The following is a 16813-nucleotide window of genomic DNA, read 5'->3' as shown; positions in this document are numbered from 1 at the left end:
TGGCGAAGAAAATGCATCAGCAAGCTGATTTGATACGTTTTTTCACCGGCGTCTTTTCTATCTGATCAGTATCAACCGACTATCAAGTCGACGCTAAAACTGAAGGGCGCCTCTTTATTCTTTTTCGTGATGTCGGCAGTGACCTTATATGAGCTGTTGCTGTTGCCGGATCGCGTTATTGTTTTTGACCAATTTGGTTTCAGGTTCGGATGCAGGACGCCGAAAACCACTGAAACTGTCAGCTGAATAGCTAGCGTGAATATTAATCCATCTTCGGTAATGTACGAGAACTGTTGCAGGATCGGGGCGAACTTTCTTTTATTGTAATACATTCCATTACTTGAGAAGTCCCGAAGGTAAGGAAGATCGAGGGTTTGCTCATCGTTCGCTTCGATTTCGAAAGCTGATAGCGAGGTTCCGGTCAAATCCCAGCCAGCTTTCAAGAGCCGGATCGGGCCATCGGTGTTGTTGGAAATGTTAATGGTCATTATGGTGTATTGATTGGGGAATTTACTGGCTGAAGCAGAAAAAATGCTGGAATCATCAGGTTCATATTCTGTGCGTGCAATGATGCGAGGCACGTTTATCGGGCCATTGTTGTTCATGCTGTTAATCCTTTAAAGTTATTGAGAGGCTTTCCGTGGCGCTCGAAATGTTGTAGCGAAGCGTTGTGAAGTATTAGGTTGTTCTGTTGGGTTTGTCTGGGGTTTAATTGTAATTTTGTATTGAGGTGCGTGCAGGTGTGATGCAAATTTAGATGGCAGGTAAGTTGTCAGAGATTTAAGTATGACAAGCGGGTTTTGGCTTGTTTAAAGCAAAAAAAACCCGACGTCCAAAACGCCGGGCTATTCGAGTTTTTCGCAGGCCTACAAGGTTGGATAGTCGATGTAACCGACCGGGCCCTTGGCGTAGAACAGTTCTGGACGCGCTTCGTTCAACGGCGCGTCAGCCTGCAAGCGTGCCGGCAGGTCAGGGTTGGCAATGAAAGGTACACCGAAGGCGACTGCATCGGCCTGGCCACTGGCGAGCAACGCGTTGGCGCTGTCCTTGGTGAAACGTTCGTTGGCAATGTAGGGGCCGCCGAAGGCTTCCTTGAGTTGCGGGCCGAGGCTGTCGGCACCTTCTTTCTCCCGCGAGCAGATGAAGGCAATGCCACGCTTGCCCAGTTCGCGAGCGACATAGGTGAACGTTTCAGCGAGGTTGTCGTCGCCCATGTCATGCAGGTCGGCGCGTGGCGACAGGTGCACACCCACGCGGCCGGCGCCCCAGGTTTCGATGGCGGCGTCGGTCACTTCCAGCAGCAGGCGAGCACGGTTTTCCAGGGAACCGCCGTAGTTATCGGTGCGCTGGTTGGTGCTGCTTTGCAGGAACTGGTCGAGCAGGTAACCGTTGGCGGCATGGATTTCCACACCGTCGAAGCCGGCGGCCTTGGCGTTCTCGGCACCGACGCGGTAAGCGTCGACGATGTCGGCGATTTCAGCGGTTTCCAGGGCGCGCGGCACAGGGAAGTCGGCCAGCGGACGAACCAGGCTGACGTGGCCCTTGGGCTGGATGGCACTCGGGGCGACCGGGGCTTCATCGTTCAGGTACAAACCGTGGGAAATGCGACCCACATGCCACAGTTGCAGGAAGATCTTGCCGCCCGCGCCATGGATAGCCTTGGTCACGTTGGACCAGCCACGCACCTGATCGTTGGACCAGATGCCCGGGGTGTCCGGGTAGCCGACGCCCATTGGGGTCACCGAAGTGGCCTCGCTGAGGATCAGGCCGGCGGTGGCACGTTGCACGTAGTACTCGGCCATCAGCGCGTTGGGCACGCGGCCTTCGTCGGCGCGGCAGCGGGTCAGTGGCGCCATGATGATGCGGTTGGCCAACTCGAGGTCGCCCAGTTTGATCGGATCGAAAATAGTCGTCATTTAGTGGCTCTCTTTTGGAGATCAGTTAGAAGTAGCTGGGGCCAGGTCGGGATTGCCGCTCTGACGGAAAGTAATCAGGGTCACCAGCAGGGCGAGTACCGCCAGGGCCGCTGCGGCGAGGGGGACGCTGGTCAGGCCGAAGCCGTGGGCGATCACACTGCCGCCGACCCAGGCACCCAAGGCGTTGCCGATGTTGAAAGCGCCGATGTTCAGGGTCGACACCAGGTTCGGAGCGGCCTTGCCGAAGGTCACCACGTTCACTTGCAGCGCCGGTACGGCGGCGAAGCACGCGGTGGCCCAGAGGAACAGGGTGATTTCGGTAGGGATCAGCGCGACGCTGGTCCAGGTCAGCACGGTGGACACCACGGCCATGGTGACGAACACACCGATCAGCGTCGCGGCCATGCCTTTGTCGGCCAGCTTGCCGCCGATGATGTTGCCGACCGTCAGGCCCAGGCCGATGAGCATCAGGGTCCAGGTCACGCCACGGGGCGAAACGCCGGTGACTTCGCCGAGCAGCGGGGCGACGTAGGTGAACAGGGTGAACACCGAGGCGGCGAACAGCGCGGTCATGCTCAGGGACAGCCAGATGCCGCCGCCCTTGAGTGCGGCCAGTTCGGCGCGCATGTCGAGTTTCTCTTCATCACGCTTGGCCGGCAGGAAGCGGATCAAGCCGATCAGCGCGATCACACCGATCACGGTCACGGCCCAGAAGGTCGAACGCCAGCCGGCTTCCTGACCGAGTGCGGTGCCCAGCGGTACGCCGAGGACGTTGGCCAGGGTCAGGCCGGTGAACATCAGGGCCACGGCCGAAGCGCGTTTGTTCGCAGGCACCAGGCCGGCGGCTACCACTGAACCGATACCAAAGAAGGCGCCATGGCACAGAGCGGTGACCACACGGGCGAACATCAGCACGTTGTAGTCGCCGGCCACTGCGCAAAGCAGGTTGCCGACAATGAAGATGCCCATCAACGCCACCAGGGCTGCCTTGCGCGGCAGTCTGGCGGTGGCCAGCGCCATGAACGGCGCGCCGATGGCCACGCCCAGGGCGTAACCGGTCACCAGCCAGCCGGCACCGGGAATCGACACACCGAGGTCCGCCGCCACGTTGGGCAGCAGGCCCATGATGACGAACTCGGTGGTGCCGATGGCGAAGGCGCTCAAGGCCAGGATGAGTAGCGAGAGAGGCATTGTTTAATTCCTTGTCGGCCGACTGACGTTAAGGGTCAGAGCTCTTTACTGAAGGTTTTGAGGAATTCCTGGATGGTTTCCTCGTTGCGTTTGAAAAAATGCCACTGGCCGACTTTGCGGCTGCTGATCAGGCCGGCGCGTTGCAGGGTCGCCAGGTGTGCGGACACCGTGGACTGCGACAGGCCGCAACGTTGATCGATCTGCCCGGCGCAAACGCCGTGCTCGTTACTGTGGGACTGGTCGGGAAATTCGACGGTCGGGTCCTTGAGCCAGTGCAGGATGTCTCGCCGTACTGGGTGTGCCAGGGCTTTTATTATTTCGTCGAGATTGATGGTCATGATGTGGGCTCGTGATGTTTAAAACGCTATATCGCGATGAGGCGAACTTTAAATCGGTATTTCGCGATATACAAATATGATTTGGCTCTGACCAGCTCACATTTCGGTATATCGAGTTATAACGATATGTTGAGTGTAACAAGGCAAGGGGGCAGTGCTAAGCTGCGCCCATGAACTATCTCGCACATCTTCACCTCGGTGGCCAGCGTCCCGGCCAATTGCTCGGCAGTCTGTATGGCGATTTCGTCAAGGGACGCCTGCAAGGGCAGTTCGCTCCGGACATCGAGGGGGCTATCCAGTTGCACCGCAGCATCGATGTGTTCACCGACCGCCATCCGCTGGTGGACGTCGCGTTGTCGCGTTTCTCCCTGACCCGTCGTCGCTACGCGGGTATCGTGCTCGATGTGTTTTTCGACCATTGCCTGGCCCGGGACTGGACGCTGTATGCCGACCGGCCCCTGGCGTTGTTCACTTCGGACGTTTACCGGGTGCTGTCCAGCGAACGGCAATTGCCGGAGCGGCTGGCGAAGATTGCGCCGCACATGGTGGCCAATGACTGGCTGGGTTCGTATCAGGAATTCGAAGTGCTGGAGCAGGTGTTGCGCGGGATCTCGCGACGCCTGACCCGGCCGGAAGAACTGGCGGCGGCGATGCAGGAATTGCGGCGGTTGTATGAACCGTTGAGCGAGGACTTCAGGTTGTTCTATCCGCAGCTTCAGGATTTTGCCCGGACCTATCCAACACCATAAACCCCCTGTGGGAGCGGGCTTGCTCGCGAAGGCGGTGTATCAGCTGACATCTGAGCTGAATGACATTCCGCCTTCGCGAGCAAGCCCGCTCCCACAGGGGATGTTTTTCAAGCTGCGATAGCTGGGCGCATCGGCACTTGCTGTTTTTCCGGAATCGCCCCGAACAACACCTTCTGCACCGCCTGCTGCGCCTCGAACGCCAATGCCGCGCGTTCCCGGCCTTCGCAAGCGATTGGCTTGAGCAGATGAATCTCCACGCCGCCACGGTCATTGGCGAACAACCGCATCAGATGCGACAGCAAGTCATCGTCGCCAATGAACGGCGCCAGCGCGCAAGTCTCGCCGTCACGCACATAACGAATCGCCACCGGCTGCATCGCCACTTCGGAATCGATGGCGGCGGACAGCAGGCGGCCGTGAAAAGTACGCAGCGAACGGCCATCGGTAGTGGTGCCTTCGGGGAACATCAGCAGTGGGTGTGCCTGTTCCAGGTGACGGGTCATCTGCTTGCGGATCAACTGGCTGTCACCCGAGCCACGGCGGATAAACAGGCTGCCGGCCTTGGCCGCCAACCAGCCGGCTACCGGCCAGGTGCGCACTTCGGCCTTGGACAGGAACGACAGCGGCGTGAGCATGCCCAGCAGCGGGATGTCGGTCCAGGACACGTGGTTGCTGACCCAGAGCATCGGTGCCTTCGGCAGCTCGCCGTGGACGGTCACGTCGAAGGGCAGGGCATTGCTCAGCCGGGCCATGAAAAACCGCGACCAGCGTTGCCGGCGCGCCATCGAATGGGCCATGCCCAAACGCTCGAACAGCCCGAACACGCTGGCCATGCCCAGGCCCAGCGTCACTACCATCAGCACTCGCGCGATTCGCGCGTACACCCGCAACCGGCCCATTACACAGCCGCCTTGAAGTGTTTGGCGTAACGCGGGCAGAGTTCGTCGCGCTTGAGCAGGATGAACACGTCGGCGACCTGGAAGTCTTCGTCCCAGCATGGCTCGCCGCAGATCTTCGCGCCCAGGCGCATGTAGGCCTTGAGCAGCGGTGGCATTTCGGCGATCACGTTCGACGGAATGTCGAGGCTCGGCAGCGGGTTTTTCGGCTCGGCGCGCAGATGTTCGGTGCACAGGTAGCGTTCGCGCAGACGCTGCATGATCGCGTGGGCCTGCACGCCACCATCCTGCATCGGAATGCTCGCACAACCCATCAGGTAGCTGTAGCCGCCCTGGTTCAGGACTTCGGCCAGCTCGCCCCAGAGCACGGCGATGGTGCCGCCATTGCGGTAGGCTGGGTCGACACAGGTGCGACCGATTTCCAGGATTGGGCCTTGCAGGTGCACCAGACCGTGGAGGCTGAACTCTTCTTCGCTGTAGAATTTGCCCAGGCTGCTGGCAGCCGTGTGGTCGAGTAAACGGGTGGTTGCCACCAGGCGCCCGGTATTCAAGTCACGCACGCCGATGTGGGCGCAGTGAACGTCGTAGTCATCCATGTCCAGACCCAGTTCAGCGCCTTTGAGCCTGGCGTTGAATTCGCCGCTGAACACGTTGAAGCGCAAGGCCTGGGCTTCCTGCAAAGCCTCGGCGCCCACCAGGCGTTCGGCTTGCAGGCGGCGTTCGTTGCCGGTGTCGCTGATGCGGGCGATCTGAGTCATGGCGAATCTCCGTGCGGGCTGCTCACCCGTCTTTGGGCTACAGCGAATCGACTTTCTTTGTCTAGCCGTGTTGTGCAAAGTCAGGCTATGTAGCCCCGGTGTCATCGCCATTAAGCTTTGGTGATGCTTATATGACAGCCTTCGAGGAGACTCTTATGCCCTGGCAAACCCTGTTGAACCGCCGTGATCGCTTGCCCGCCAACCCGGATCTGGCGGAAGGTTTCGCGACCTTGTTGCAGCAGTTGGGAACGGTCACTCCGTTTGAATTGGCGGTGCTTGGCGGGCGGTTGATGGCGACACCGGGGCTAGCGTTTCTGGTGGGGTATCAGGCGGCCTTGCGCATGCTCTGGCCGAGCGCGCCACTGAGCCTGGGCGCGTTGTGCGCCACCGAGCAGCGCAGCCTGCGCCCGGCCGATATGCAAACCCGACTGAGCGATTTGCGCCTGAGCGGACGCAAGGATTTCGTCACCGCCGGCAATGCCGCCGACTGGCTGCTGGTGGCGGCGCGCAGCGAGGAGCCCGACGCCGATCCACGCTTGAGCCTGGCGGTGATCTATCGCGATGAGCCGGGTGTGCGGGTGGAAAAGCTGGCGCCGCTCCCGTTGATGCCGGACATCAGTCATGGCCGGTTGTTTCTGGATAACGCGCTGTGCGAGTTGCTCGCAGGGGATGGTTGGGACGCATACGTCAAACCGTTCCGAACGTTGGAAGACATCTATGTGCTGAGCGCCATGACAGCGTGGTTGTATGGCGTCGGCCAGGAATGCGATTGGCCGCAAGGCTTGCAATTGCGGTTGCTGGGGTTGCTGGCGGGGTGCGCGGAAACCAGCCGCCAGCCACCCACCCATCCGGCCGGGCATGTGTTGCTTGGCGGGTTGTTTGCGCAGTTCGAAGGGCTCAAGGCTGAGGTGAATGAGGCGTTGGCCGGAGGGCCTCAAGAGTGGGCGGCGATGTGGCAGCGGGATCAGGCGGTGATGGATTTGGCGGCAGGGGCGCGGGGCAAGCGGTTGGCGAAGGCATTGGCGCAATCTTCACTGCCCTGACTGGCCTCTTCGCAAGCAAGCCCGCTCCTACATTTGGAATGCATTCCCCTGTGGGAGCGAGCTTGCTCGCGATGGCGGCCTGATTGGCAGCATGAATTCCTGAACTGTCATCAACCTCGACTAGGCTCAGCAGGTTCAATCTTCGAGCCCCCGTCATGCCCAAAGGCCTGTCCCTGATTTTCCTGCTGTTGCTCAGCCTCACGACCCAGGCTGAAAGCTGGCCCGCCGAGCAATGGCCGACCGCGCCGACGCCCGCTGGCCCGGCGCTTCAAGCCCTGGAGGCCTATGCCTTCCCATCCCGCGATGACACCACTCGCCAGGGCATTCGCACCGATGCCTTGCTGGTGATCCGCGACGGCCAGTTGATCTACGAACGCTACGCCGGCCCGACGACGGCCGAGACGCCGCACCTGACCTGGTCGATCAGCAAGAGCCTGATGGCGACGGTCCTCGGTGTGGCCTACGGCGAAGGGCTGTTCAAGTTACAGGATCCGGTGCAGAAGTTTTATCCGCCGCTGGCCAGACACCCAAGCCTGACCATGGCCGACCTGCTGCACTGGGCCTCGGGCCTGGATTGGCAGGAAGACTACGAATATGCACCGCTGAAGTCTTCGGTAGTGGCCATGCTCTACACCCGCGGTCACCACGACATGGCTGCGTTCACCGCGGCCCATGCCGAGTACGCGGCGCCGGGCCAGGCGTTTCGCTACTCCAGCGGTGACAGCAACCTGTTGTCCGCCGCGCTGAAAACCATCGTCGGCCCCGGCCGCTATCCGGATTATCCGTGGACTGCGCTGTTCGAGCCGCTGGGTATCCGCCAAGCCGTGTGGGAAACCGATGCCACGGGCACTTTCGTTGCTTCGTCCTATGCCTACCTCACTGCACGGGACCTGGCCCGGGTCGGTCTGTTGATGGCCCGCGAGGGGCGCTGGGCAGACAGGCAACTGCTGCCCAGGGACTGGGTGGCATTCAACCGCGAGCCATTCGCTCACTATCACGCCGATCAAGACGAGGCCGTCCCCGGCGGCCAGTGGTGGCTCAATCGAGCCGTTGAGGGCGCGGCACGACCCTGGCCCGATGCTCCCGCCGACACCTTCGCCGCGCTGGGGCATTGGGGCCAGGCGATGTACATGATCCCCAGTGAACAGCTGGTGATCGTCCGCTACGGCGATGACCGCGACGGCACTTACCGGCACAACCAATTGCTCCAGCTCGCGCTCAAGGCCTTTGCCGGGAAGGTGCAGCCATGAGTGGTTTCATTCGCCGTCGACCGCTCAGTTCCCTGTTGTTGATCCTGCTGATCGCCTTGCTCGGCTGGATCTGGCTCGAGCGGGCGGCGCTGTGGGCGTTCCCCGACATCATCAGCGCCTACACCGCCAAGGAATATTGTTCGTGCCGCTACGTGATGAACAACGATGCCGAGTACTGCCACGGTTATGTGAAACAGTGGCTGCCCGCCAGCGGCTTTACCGATGACCCGGCCGGCAAGCGTGTCTCGGTCAGTGGCATGGGCCGCAGCAACAGCGCGGTGTGGATCGGCGAGCGTCAGGGTTGTCGTTTGCAGCCTTGAGCGGGGTATGTGCTTTGGGTGGTGGTGAGTTTTTGTGGCGAGGGGGCTTGCCCCCGTTCGGCAGCGAAGCAGACGCAAAGCCAGCCTCCCCGGTCCGTCAGGCTTACTTGGTTGTAGACTTCAGCACTGCTTCGCAGCGCAACGGGGGCAAACCCCTTCGCGACAAAAGCTCACTTGCCACAGGTAATGTGTTCAAAGGGCAACAGAAAGTTTGCAACCTGTGACAAGCCAGTTAAGGTTCAGCACAGGTTTATCTGCCCCACGAGTCTCTATGTTCAAGCGCTCCACCTTCCAAACCCTCACTTTCCTGCTGCTGGCCGGTGCCGCGTTGTCGGCCCGCGCCGACTGGTACCTCGATGGCGAGTCTTCGCGCCTGTCGTTTGTCAGCACCAAGAATGCCAATGTTTCCGAAGTGCAGCGCTTCCTGGTGCTGCACGGCAAGGTCGACCCCGAGGGGCTGGCGCAGGTGGAAGTCGAGCTGGAGTCGATCAACAGCGGCATCCCGTTGCGCGATGAGCGCATGCGCAAGGAACTGTTCCAGATCGACCGGTTTCCCGACGCCATGATCACCACGAAAATCGATCTGCGCCCGATCAACGACCTCGCTCCCGGCGCGCAGTTGGAGTTGCGCCTGCCGCTGATGGTCGACCTGCACGGCAAACAACACGAATACCAGGCCGAACTGTTGGCGACCCGACTCGATGACCGGCGCTTCCAGGTGGTGACCCTCGAACCGCTGGTGATCAACGCCGAGGATTTCGATTTGGCTCCCGGCCTGGAAGCGTTGCGCAAACTGGCCGGTTTATCAGCTATCAGTCTTTCCGTACCGGTGGGTGCGGTACTGATTTTCACGGCGCGCTGACATGGCCGGAGCGATTTTTCCGTGGCGTGAAGGCAACCGCTTCGAACTGCTGATCGACGGTCCGCAGTTTTTTCCGCGCATGCTGGTGGCGATTGCCCGGGCTGAAGAGCAGGTTGAGCTGGAACTGTATCTGGTGGAGGCGGGTGCCTGCGCCGAAGCCATGGTCCAGGCATTGGTGCAGGCCGCCGAGCGCGGTGTACGGGTGCGCTGTCTGTTCGATGATTACGGCAGCCTCGCTTTCACCCTGGCCTTGCGTCAGCGGCTGATGTCCGCTGGCGTGGAGCTGCGTTTTTACAATCGTCTGAGCTGGCGACGTTGGGTCGGCAACTTCTACCGCGATCACCGCAAGCTGTTATTGGTGGACCAGAGCCTGGCCGTGGTCGGCGGCACCGGTGTCACTGATGAATTCTGGACTCCGGGGGAAGACGCCAGCGAATGGCACGAAGTGATGGTGGAAATCACCGGCCCGCTGGTACTCGATTGGCAGCTGCTATTCGATCGTCAGTGGATTGCCAACCGCCATCGACGTGCCTGGCGACCGGCTTCGCATTTCGGTCTGCCGCGCCTGCCACGGGTGCCGTCCATAGGCGAGGGCATGGGCCGGGTGGCCTATGCCGACGCCCGTCAACACCGGGACATTCTGCAATCGCTGGTGCGTGCCCTGAACAGTGGTCAGCGACGGATCTGGCTGGCCACGCCGTACTTTTTGCCGACCTGGAAAGTCCGCCGCTCCCTGCGCCGGGCGGCTGCCCGGGGCGTCGATGTGCGGTTGCTGCTGACCGGGCCCCGTACCGATCACCCATCCGTGCGTTATGCCGGCCATCGCTACTACCCGCGACTGCTCAGGGCCGGGGTGAAAATCTACGAGTACCAGCCGTGTTTCCTGCACCTGAAAATGGTCCTGGTCGACGACTGGGTGAGCATCGGTTCGTGCAACTTCGATCACTGGAATCTGCGCTTCAACCTGGAAGCCAACCTGGAAGCCCTGGACCCCGGACTGACCCGGTCGGTGGCGGCGAGTTTCGAACGGGACTTTGGGTTGAGTGAGCAAGTCAGCCTGGAGGAATGGAAGCGCCGGCCACTGTGGCGGCGGGTCAAGCAACGGGTGTGGGGATGGGTGGATCGGGTGGTGGTGAACCTGCTGAATCGAAGGGGTTGACCCCAGTTTTCTGAACACTGAAACCACTGTGGGAGCGAGCTTGCTCGCGATGAGGGCTTAACATTCAACATCTCTGTCGACTGTCAGTCCGCTATCGCGAGCAAGCTCGCTCCCACAGGGTTTTGCGGTGTTTGATTAATTACAGCAGCTCAAAACTCTGCTGCGTCACGTCCTCTGAATCCAGGCCGATCTGCACGTTGAACTTGCCTGGTTCAGCCGCGTACTTGAGCTGGGTGTTGTAGAACTTCAGGTCGTCCTCAGTGATGGTGAAGTGCACGACTTTCTGTTCGCCGGCCTTGATCATCACTTTCTGGAAGTTCTTCAGTTCCTTGATCGGACGAATCATCGAGCCGGTCTCGTCCTGGATGTACAACTGCACCACGGTTTCGCCGTCGCGCTTGCCGGTGTTTTTCACGGTGACACTGGCGTCGAGCTTGCCGGTCTTGTTCAGCGTGGTCGACGACAGCGCCATGTCGCTCAGGCTGAACTCGGTGTAGCTCAGGCCATAGCCGAACGGGTACAGGGGGCCCGTGGTGTCATCGAAGTACTGCGAGGTGTAGTTGCCCGGTTTGCCCGGAGTGAACGGCCGGCCAATGGTCAGGTGGTTGTAGTAGGTCGGAATCTGGCCTACCGAACGCGGGATGCTGATCGGCAGTTTGCCCGACGGGTTGTAGTCGCCGAACAGCACGTCGGCGATGGCGTTGCCGCCCTCGGTGCCGCTGAACCAGGTTTCCAGGATCGCGTCGGCCTGTTCCTTCTCTTCGAGGATCGTCAGTGGACGGCCATTCATCAACACCAGTACCAGCGGTTTGCCGGTGGCCTTCAGGGCACGGATCAGCTCGCGCTGGTTTTCCGGGATGTTCAGGTCGGTGCGGCTCGACGATTCGTGGGACATGCCACGGGATTCACCGACGGCGGCAACCACCACATCAGCATCCTTGGCCGCTTTCACCGCTTCGTCGATCAGCACGTTCGCCGGGCGCGGGTCGTCCACCACTTCCGGTGCATCGAAGTTGAGGAAGTTCAGGTAACCGAGGATTTTCGGGTCGCTGGTGATGTTGGCGCCACGGGCGTAGATCAGTGTCGATTTGTCTCCCAGGGCGTTGGTCATGCCATCGAACAGGGTCACCGATTGAGCAGGGCGACCGGCGGCGGCCCAGCTGCCCATCATGTCGATGGGCGCCTTGGCCAGCGGACCGACCAGGGCGATTTTCGCGGTCTTCTTCAGTGGCAGGGTGTCATTCCGGTTTTTCAGCAGCACCTGGCTGCGGCGTGCCACATCACGGGCCTCGGCGCGGTGCAGGCGGCTGTCGGCGTAGGTGTCGACCGGATCATCCTCGGCCTTGCCGATGCGCAGGTACGGGTCCTTGAACAGGCCCATGTCGTACTTGGCGCCCAGTACCGCACGCACGGCGTTGTCGATGTCGCTCTGCTGGATCTCGCCGGACTTCAGCAGCCCTGGCAGCTCTTTGCCGTACAGGGTGTCGTTCATGCTCATGTGGATGCCAGCCTTGATTGCCAGCTTCGCCGCTTCGCGACCGTCGGCGGCAACACCGTGCTTGATCAGCTCGAAAATCGCCCCGTGGTCGCTGACGGCCAGGCCCTTGAAGCCCCACTCCTTGCGCAGCAGGTCGTTCATCAGCCAGGTGTTGGCGGTGGCCGGCACGCCGTTGATCGAGTTCAGCGCGACCATGACCCCGCCGGCGCCGGCATCGATGGCGGCGCGGTACGGTGGCAGGTAGTCCTGGTACATCTTGACCGGGCTCATATCGACCACGTTGTAGTCGCGGCCACCCTCGACCGCGCCGTACAAGGCAAAGTGCTTGACGCTGGCCATGATGCTGTCGGCTGCGTTCGCGCCAGTACCCTGGAACGCCTTGACCATCACGCCGGCAATGCGCGACACCAGGTAAGTGTCTTCACCGAAGCCTTCGGAAGTACGACCCCAGCGTGGGTCGCGAGAGATGTCGACCATCGGTGCGAAGGTGATGTCGAGGCTGTCAGCCGCGGCTTCCTTGGCGGCAATGCGCCCGGACAGGCCGATGGCGTCCATGTCCCAGCTCGAGGCCAGGGCCAGCGGGATCGGAAATATGGTGCGGTGGCCGTGGATCACGTCGTAGGCGAAGAACATCGGGATCTTCAGGCGGCTGCGCATGGCCGCGTCCTGCATCGGCCGGTTTTCCGGGCGGGTGATCGAGTTGAACGTACCGCCGATGTTGCCTGCCGCGATTTCCTTGCGGATCATTTCGCGCGGCATTTCCGGGCCGATGCTGATCAGGCGCAGCTGGCCGATTTTTTCATCGAGGGTCATTTGCTTCATCAGGTTGCTGACGAAGGCTTCCTTGTTCTCCAGGGGTGCGGGCGTCGTGGCGGCCAATACGTTATGACTGGCCAGGCTGACGAACAGGCCCAGCAAACACAGCTTCTTCATGAATAGTTTTCTCAAGGGCCCAAACGGCGATGTACACGCCGGCCAGCCAAAATTTAGGGAGCGTCTATTGTTGTTCGGGTACCGGCTCAAAAGACCAGAGCCAAAAAACCACAGCCAGATGGCGGATGCGTTTTCGCGCAGGGCCTCTTTTTAGCCCATCGGCCCGTTGCAATCCAGAGGCGCGGGCGATTATGCCCCAAGAGCCGGCCCAGAAGGTTTCACGGTCGGTTTTTTCATGAAATGCACAAGGGAGCATCATCCTGATGAATGTAAGTCCAACCTACCGCTCGCGTTTGCAGGTCGTCACGTTGCTGATGCTGGCTACGTTGCTGACCGCCTGCGGCATCAACAACATCCCGACGCTCGATGAACAGGCCAAGGCCGCCTGGGGCCAGGTGCAGAACCAGTATCAGCGGCGCGCCGACCTCATTCCCAACCTGGTGGAAACCGTCAAGGGCTATGCGGCCCACGAGAAGGAAACCCTGACCGCCGTCATCGAAGCCCGGGCCAAGGCCACGTCGATCCAGGTGGATGCCTCGACCCTCGACAACCCGGAAAAGCTCAAGCAGTACCAACAGGCCCAGGACCAGCTCAGCGGCGCCTTGAGTCGCTTGATGGTGGTCTCCGAACGTTATCCGGACCTCAAGGCCAACCAGAACTTCCTCGCCCTGCAATCGCAGCTTGAAGGCACCGAGAACCGCATCAGCGTGGCCCGGCGCGATTTCATCCTCGCGGTGCAGAAATACAACACCGAGATCCGCACCTTCCCCGGTCGCCTGTGGCACACCGTGATGTATAGCGACCTGCCGATGCGCGAGACCTTCGAAGCCACGCCGGGTTCGGAAAAGACCCCCGAGGTCAAATTCTGAACAGCGCTAATCGGCGTCACCACGCAAGAGGTTGCCAATGCGCGTCCTGAAAACAGGCCTGTTGCTGTTGTTGTGGGTGGTGGCGATCGCTGCCCGCGCCGAGCTGAGCTTTCCGGCGCTGACCGGGCGGGTGGTCGACACTGCGCAGATGATCGAGCCATCGGTGCGCCAGCAGCTCAGCCAACAACTTCAGGCCCATGAGCAAGCCACCGGCGAGCAGCTTGTGGTAGTGACGTTGCCGGATTTGCAAGGTACCGACATCGCCGATTTCGGTTACCAACTCGGCCGCCACTGGGGCATCGGGCAGAAGGACAAGAACAACGGCGCCTTGCTGATCATCGCCCGGGACGAGCGCCGGCTGCGTATCGAAGTCGGATACGGCCTGGAGGATCGCCTGACCGATGCCCAGAGTTCGGTGATCATCAACCAGGTCATCACCCCGTCATTCAAGACCGGCAATTTCAGTAAAGGCATCAGTGACGGCGTAGCGGCGATGCTGGTGGTGCTGGGCGGCAACCCCCTGGACGAACCCTCCACGGCGTATGAATCCAGAGGCGATCCGGGGGACGATTTCATCGCGCGGCATCCCGGGTTGTTCGTGTTTTTTGTGATGTTATTCATCCTGACTGTTTTTGTGTGCCAGATGCTCGGTATTCTTCCCGCTGGCCGGGGCGGCTCCGGTGGATCCGGGGGCGGCTTTGGCGGTGGTGGATTTGGCGGCGGCGGTGGAGGGGGAGGCTTCAGCGGCGGCGGGGGCAGTTTCGGCGGGGGCGGTTCGTCCGGCGGCTGGTGATAATAAAAACGAGCAGGCACTTCACGACATGGCATTACTGACTGAACACGAACAACGCAAGGTGGCCGAGGCCATTGCCCGGGTCGAGCGCGAGACAGACGCAGAACTGGTGACAGTACTCGCAGCCCGCGCCGACGACTATGCGTACATCCCCTTGCTGTGGGCCAGCCTGCTGGCGCTGCTGGTGCCGGGCATCGTGCATTACCTCACCGGCTGGCTGACCATGCACAGCCTGCTGATGGTGCAATGGGCCATCTTCATCGTGCTGTGCCTGGTGTTCCGCCTGCCGAAAGTCACCACCCATCTGATCCCGCGCTCGGTGCGCCACTGGCGTGCCTCGAACCTGGCGCGCCGGCAGTTCCTGGAGCAGAACCTGCACCACACCGAGGGCAGCACCGGCATGCTGATTTTCGTTTCCGAGGCCGAGCGTTACGTGGAGATCCTGGTGGATGAAGGGATTTCCAGTCGCCTGGACAACAAGAACTGGGACGCGATCGTCGCGACGTTCACCCAGCAGGTGAAACAGGGGCAGACGCTGCAGGGCTTTGTCAGTTGCGTCGAGGCCTGTGGCGAGTTGCTCAAGGTACATGTGCCGGTGACCCATGTGCGCAACGAGCTGCCGAATCGTCTGGTGGTGCTGGGTTAAGCCAGTGCTTCATGTGCTTTTGTAATGCGCCGCGACACAGTTCCTGAACGTTGTCCGGCGGGGAGCTTGTCTTCAACATCTCTCTCATGGTGCACGCCCTGCGATGGGCGTTCTGTGTAGAGGGAGTTCTTATGAAAACGCAACAAACGCTGGAGACCTTGGTGGAGGATGCACCCGGTAGCGCAATGCTTACTCCGCTGGTGCAACTGACAACGAAAGAGACACAAGCCCTGGAGTGGTGCCTCAAAGGCAAGACGTCCTGGGAGATCGCCAGGATTCAGAGTTGCTCGGAATCCACCATCAACTTCCACTTTTCCAATATCCGCCGCAAGTTCGCCGTCAGATCTCGCAACGCTGCCGTGTTCAGGGCGCTGGAGTCGGGGGCCATCACTGTTGAGCCATTGCAGTCGCGAGATACCCATGAGCCTGACTGATTCGACCTACAACAGTATCAGCGGGCTCATGGTGGGGTTGGGTATTGCGACGTTGCCGGCTATCGATGGAGAAGCCCTGTTCGGCGCGACACTTGGCGCGTGGCTGGTCACGACCACTCGCGCCAACTTCAAGGCCTGGCAACGCATCGGTTCCTGGCTGTTGTCGGCGGGTGTCGGTTACCTGTTTGCCCCGGTGGCCCAGCCAATGGCGCCTTTTCTGACAGCCGGCGTGACGGCCTTTCTGTGCGCGTTGCTGGTCATTCCCATCAGCATCAAGCTCATGCAGTGGATCGATGGAGCCGGCCTCGGTGACATCCTTCGTCATCTCAGAGGGCGAGGGCAATGACCTTTGAGATGGCGGCTCTGGTGTGGGTGGCGGGCGTGGCTCACCTGGTCAGTGCGTTCAGGCTGGCGTGTTACCAGCGCGACGAACAACGTTACCACTGGTGCGACAGGATATTGATCAGCTTGCTTGGCGCAGTGTTCTGCCTTGCCGGCATCGATGTATTGCTGACATTCCTGCCGGTGAGCCCATGGCATGCAGTGGTGAGTGTTTTTTCATGCGTAATGATTGTTCGCAGTAGTGGCAACATTATTGTTTTGTGGCATGCCTTCAAGCATTGAAACGTCGGACTTCAAGTCAGGTTTTGTTTGAGTGTCCAAGTGAGGCCAGGGTAGCGGCCATTTCGGAAAGTTGTGTTTCCAGATCCCGCAGGCGTCGTTTTTCCTCCAATGCGTTTTGTATTGCGCAGCGGTCATCCTCATCAAGTAATCGCCACAGCGAAAGGATGGTGCTTTCCTGCGTTGTTGCAGTTTCCGCAGCATTTGCAGGAGCGTTGACATGGGGCTGCCGCAGCATTGGCCCCTCGCCCAGCAGCAACCAGTCAAGGGAGATGCCGCGAGTCTGTGCAATATCTACGCATAATGAGTATGGTGTGCTGTCGCGGCCTTTCCAGCTGCTGAGTGTCTGGGGGCTGATCTGTAGCGCAGTAGACAGGGAGGCGTCAGTTTTTGTACCCGTGATTTGCTTCAGGCGGGCCAAAACAGCTTGTGATTTTTTGCTACGCAATTTGAGCCTCTTCCTTTTGATATATGCTTTTTGAGTGCTTAACGTATGCGTAATGAGTACGTTTTTTCTTGTAAGTAATCAATCGTCAA

The 16813-nt window shown here is 60.4% G+C and carries 20 protein-coding genes; 12 read left to right on the top strand and 8 right to left on the bottom strand.

Going from position 1 to position 16813, the window contains the following annotated elements; translation table 11 throughout:
• Window positions 1-71: 71 nt before the first annotated feature.
• The 4 genes from ABIE16_RS04670 to ABIE16_RS04655 form a co-directional block, all read right to left on the bottom strand.
• Window positions 72-605, bottom strand: coding sequence for a hypothetical protein (locus ABIE16_RS04670; RefSeq protein ID WP_057716079.1), 534 nt, complete (start codon window positions 603-605; stop codon window positions 72-74).
• A 261-nt stretch (window positions 606-866) separates the two neighbouring features.
• A complete protein-coding gene (locus tag ABIE16_RS04665; protein WP_102672173.1) occupies window positions 867-1916 on the bottom strand; it encodes an alkene reductase in 1050 nt (349 codons plus the stop codon).
• A 21-nt stretch (window positions 1917-1937) separates the two neighbouring features.
• The gene (locus tag ABIE16_RS04660) at window positions 1938-3107 is read right to left on the bottom strand and encodes an MFS transporter (protein WP_223502351.1); all 1170 of its coding nucleotides are present in this window, start codon (window positions 3105-3107) and stop codon (window positions 1938-1940) included.
• A gap of 35 nt (window positions 3108-3142) precedes the next feature.
• Window positions 3143-3445, bottom strand: a complete 303-nt coding sequence (locus tag ABIE16_RS04655; RefSeq protein ID WP_008019443.1) for an ArsR/SmtB family transcription factor — start codon at window positions 3443-3445, stop codon at window positions 3143-3145.
• 170 nt (window positions 3446-3615) lie between these two features.
• Here ABIE16_RS04655 and ABIE16_RS04650 point away from each other — a divergent pair, with 170 nt between their 5' ends.
• Window positions 3616-4194 (top strand): ACP phosphodiesterase, encoded by a 579-nt coding sequence (locus ABIE16_RS04650; protein ID WP_429520637.1) that lies wholly within the window; start codon window positions 3616-3618, stop codon window positions 4192-4194.
• 107 nt (window positions 4195-4301) lie between these two features.
• On the opposite strand, the gene ABIE16_RS04645 is transcribed toward ABIE16_RS04650, so the two are convergent.
• Entirely contained in the window at window positions 4302-5093 is a 792-nt protein-coding gene (locus tag ABIE16_RS04645) for a lysophospholipid acyltransferase family protein (RefSeq protein ID WP_150812964.1), read from the bottom strand.
• Window positions 5093-5848, bottom strand: a complete 756-nt coding sequence (gene olsB / locus ABIE16_RS04640; protein WP_057400777.1) for an L-ornithine N(alpha)-acyltransferase — start codon at window positions 5846-5848, stop codon at window positions 5093-5095. Before olsB ends, ABIE16_RS04645 begins: the two co-directional genes overlap by 1 nt.
• Window positions 5849-6003: 155 nt before the next feature.
• Here olsB and ABIE16_RS04635 point away from each other — a divergent pair, with 155 nt between their 5' ends.
• From ABIE16_RS04635 to ABIE16_RS04615, 5 genes are all read left to right on the top strand, one after another.
• Window positions 6004-6891 (top strand): acyl-CoA dehydrogenase family protein, encoded by an 888-nt coding sequence (locus ABIE16_RS04635; protein WP_429520636.1) that lies wholly within the window; start codon window positions 6004-6006, stop codon window positions 6889-6891.
• A 155-nt stretch (window positions 6892-7046) separates the two neighbouring features.
• The gene (locus ABIE16_RS04630) at window positions 7047-8141 is read left to right on the top strand and encodes a serine hydrolase domain-containing protein (protein WP_429520635.1); all 1095 of its coding nucleotides are present in this window, start codon (window positions 7047-7049) and stop codon (window positions 8139-8141) included.
• Entirely contained in the window at window positions 8138-8461 is a 324-nt protein-coding gene (locus tag ABIE16_RS04625) for an amidase (protein ID WP_154909684.1), read from the top strand. The genes ABIE16_RS04630 and ABIE16_RS04625 overlap by 4 nt, the downstream gene beginning before the upstream one ends.
• A gap of 271 nt (window positions 8462-8732) precedes the next feature.
• On the top strand, window positions 8733-9323 hold the full coding sequence (locus tag ABIE16_RS04620; RefSeq protein ID WP_429520634.1) for a YceI family protein: 591 nt from the start codon (window positions 8733-8735) through the stop codon (window positions 9321-9323).
• Between the two features lies 1 nt (window position 9324).
• Complete coding sequence (locus ABIE16_RS04615; RefSeq protein ID WP_090453582.1) at window positions 9325-10482, top strand: phospholipase D-like domain-containing protein; 1158 nt, start codon at window positions 9325-9327, stop codon at window positions 10480-10482.
• A 139-nt stretch (window positions 10483-10621) separates the two neighbouring features.
• On the opposite strand, the gene bglX is transcribed toward ABIE16_RS04615, so the two are convergent.
• On the bottom strand, window positions 10622-12913 hold the full coding sequence (gene bglX / locus ABIE16_RS04610; RefSeq protein WP_057716068.1) for a beta-glucosidase BglX: 2292 nt from the start codon (window positions 12911-12913) through the stop codon (window positions 10622-10624).
• 263 nt (window positions 12914-13176) lie between these two features.
• On the opposite strand from bglX, the gene ABIE16_RS04605 reads away from it, so the two are divergent.
• The 6 genes from ABIE16_RS04605 (at window position 13177) to ABIE16_RS04580 (ending at window position 16279) form a co-directional block, all read left to right on the top strand.
• Window positions 13177-13782, top strand: coding sequence for a LemA family protein (locus ABIE16_RS04605; protein ID WP_150717735.1), 606 nt, complete (start codon window positions 13177-13179; stop codon window positions 13780-13782).
• A gap of 37 nt (window positions 13783-13819) precedes the next feature.
• Complete coding sequence (locus ABIE16_RS04600; protein WP_057716066.1) at window positions 13820-14575, top strand: TPM domain-containing protein; 756 nt, start codon at window positions 13820-13822, stop codon at window positions 14573-14575.
• 28 nt (window positions 14576-14603) lie between these two features.
• Window positions 14604-15221: a TPM domain-containing protein gene (locus ABIE16_RS04595; RefSeq protein WP_057716065.1), complete on the top strand. Its 618-nt coding sequence runs from the start codon at window positions 14604-14606 to the stop codon at window positions 15219-15221.
• A 131-nt stretch (window positions 15222-15352) separates the two neighbouring features.
• The gene (locus ABIE16_RS04590) at window positions 15353-15655 is read left to right on the top strand and encodes a helix-turn-helix domain-containing protein (protein ID WP_090453585.1); all 303 of its coding nucleotides are present in this window, start codon (window positions 15353-15355) and stop codon (window positions 15653-15655) included.
• Window positions 15642-16001 carry a putative holin gene (locus ABIE16_RS04585; RefSeq protein WP_090453587.1) on the top strand — a complete coding sequence of 120 codons (360 nt, stop codon included), beginning with the start codon at window positions 15642-15644 and terminating at the stop codon, window positions 15999-16001. The genes ABIE16_RS04590 and ABIE16_RS04585 overlap by 14 nt, the downstream gene beginning before the upstream one ends.
• Window positions 15998-16279: a phage holin family protein gene (locus ABIE16_RS04580; protein WP_090453589.1), complete on the top strand. Its 282-nt coding sequence runs from the start codon at window positions 15998-16000 to the stop codon at window positions 16277-16279. The genes ABIE16_RS04585 and ABIE16_RS04580 overlap by 4 nt, the downstream gene beginning before the upstream one ends.
• A gap of 16 nt (window positions 16280-16295) precedes the next feature.
• Here the strand turns inward: ABIE16_RS04580 and ABIE16_RS04575 are convergent, their stop codons facing one another.
• On the bottom strand, window positions 16296-16724 hold the full coding sequence (locus tag ABIE16_RS04575; RefSeq protein ID WP_057716061.1) for a helix-turn-helix domain-containing protein: 429 nt from the start codon (window positions 16722-16724) through the stop codon (window positions 16296-16298).
• Window positions 16725-16813 lie beyond the last annotated feature (89 nt).

The sequence above is a fragment of the Pseudomonas sp. 2725 genome (assembly GCF_050434585.1).
GTDB classification, from domain to species: Bacteria; Pseudomonadota; Gammaproteobacteria; order Pseudomonadales; family Pseudomonadaceae; genus Aquipseudomonas; species Aquipseudomonas jessenii.
This window is presented reverse-complemented; position numbering and strand designations above follow the sequence as displayed.

Coding starts and splice junctions, on each gene's coding strand:
- ABIE16_RS04670 (WP_057716079.1), bottom strand. CDS start 605: ATGAACAACAATGGCCCGATAAACGTGCCTCGCATCATTGCACGCACA.
- ABIE16_RS04665 (WP_102672173.1), bottom strand. CDS start 1,916: ATGACGACTATTTTCGATCCGATCAAACTGGGCGACCTCGAGTTGGCC.
- ABIE16_RS04660 (WP_223502351.1), bottom strand. CDS start 3,107: ATGCCTCTCTCGCTACTCATCCTGGCCTTGAGCGCCTTCGCCATCGGC.
- ABIE16_RS04655 (WP_008019443.1), bottom strand. CDS start 3,445: ATGACCATCAATCTCGACGAAATAATAAAAGCCCTGGCACACCCAGTA.
- ABIE16_RS04650 (WP_429520637.1), top strand. CDS start 3,616: ATGAACTATCTCGCACATCTTCACCTCGGTGGCCAGCGTCCCGGCCAA.
- ABIE16_RS04645 (WP_150812964.1), bottom strand. CDS start 5,093: ATGGGCCGGTTGCGGGTGTACGCGCGAATCGCGCGAGTGCTGATGGTA.
- olsB (WP_057400777.1), bottom strand. CDS start 5,848: ATGACTCAGATCGCCCGCATCAGCGACACCGGCAACGAACGCCGCCTG.
- ABIE16_RS04635 (WP_429520636.1), top strand. CDS start 6,004: ATGCCCTGGCAAACCCTGTTGAACCGCCGTGATCGCTTGCCCGCCAAC.
- ABIE16_RS04630 (WP_429520635.1), top strand. CDS start 7,047: ATGCCCAAAGGCCTGTCCCTGATTTTCCTGCTGTTGCTCAGCCTCACG.
- ABIE16_RS04625 (WP_154909684.1), top strand. CDS start 8,138: ATGAGTGGTTTCATTCGCCGTCGACCGCTCAGTTCCCTGTTGTTGATC.
- ABIE16_RS04620 (WP_429520634.1), top strand. CDS start 8,733: ATGTTCAAGCGCTCCACCTTCCAAACCCTCACTTTCCTGCTGCTGGCC.
- ABIE16_RS04615 (WP_090453582.1), top strand. CDS start 9,325: ATGGCCGGAGCGATTTTTCCGTGGCGTGAAGGCAACCGCTTCGAACTG.
- bglX (WP_057716068.1), bottom strand. CDS start 12,913: ATGAAGAAGCTGTGTTTGCTGGGCCTGTTCGTCAGCCTGGCCAGTCAT.
- ABIE16_RS04605 (WP_150717735.1), top strand. CDS start 13,177: ATGAATGTAAGTCCAACCTACCGCTCGCGTTTGCAGGTCGTCACGTTG.
- ABIE16_RS04600 (WP_057716066.1), top strand. CDS start 13,820: ATGCGCGTCCTGAAAACAGGCCTGTTGCTGTTGTTGTGGGTGGTGGCG.
- ABIE16_RS04595 (WP_057716065.1), top strand. CDS start 14,604: ATGGCATTACTGACTGAACACGAACAACGCAAGGTGGCCGAGGCCATT.
- ABIE16_RS04590 (WP_090453585.1), top strand. CDS start 15,353: ATGAAAACGCAACAAACGCTGGAGACCTTGGTGGAGGATGCACCCGGT.
- ABIE16_RS04585 (WP_090453587.1), top strand. CDS start 15,642: ATGAGCCTGACTGATTCGACCTACAACAGTATCAGCGGGCTCATGGTG.
- ABIE16_RS04580 (WP_090453589.1), top strand. CDS start 15,998: ATGACCTTTGAGATGGCGGCTCTGGTGTGGGTGGCGGGCGTGGCTCAC.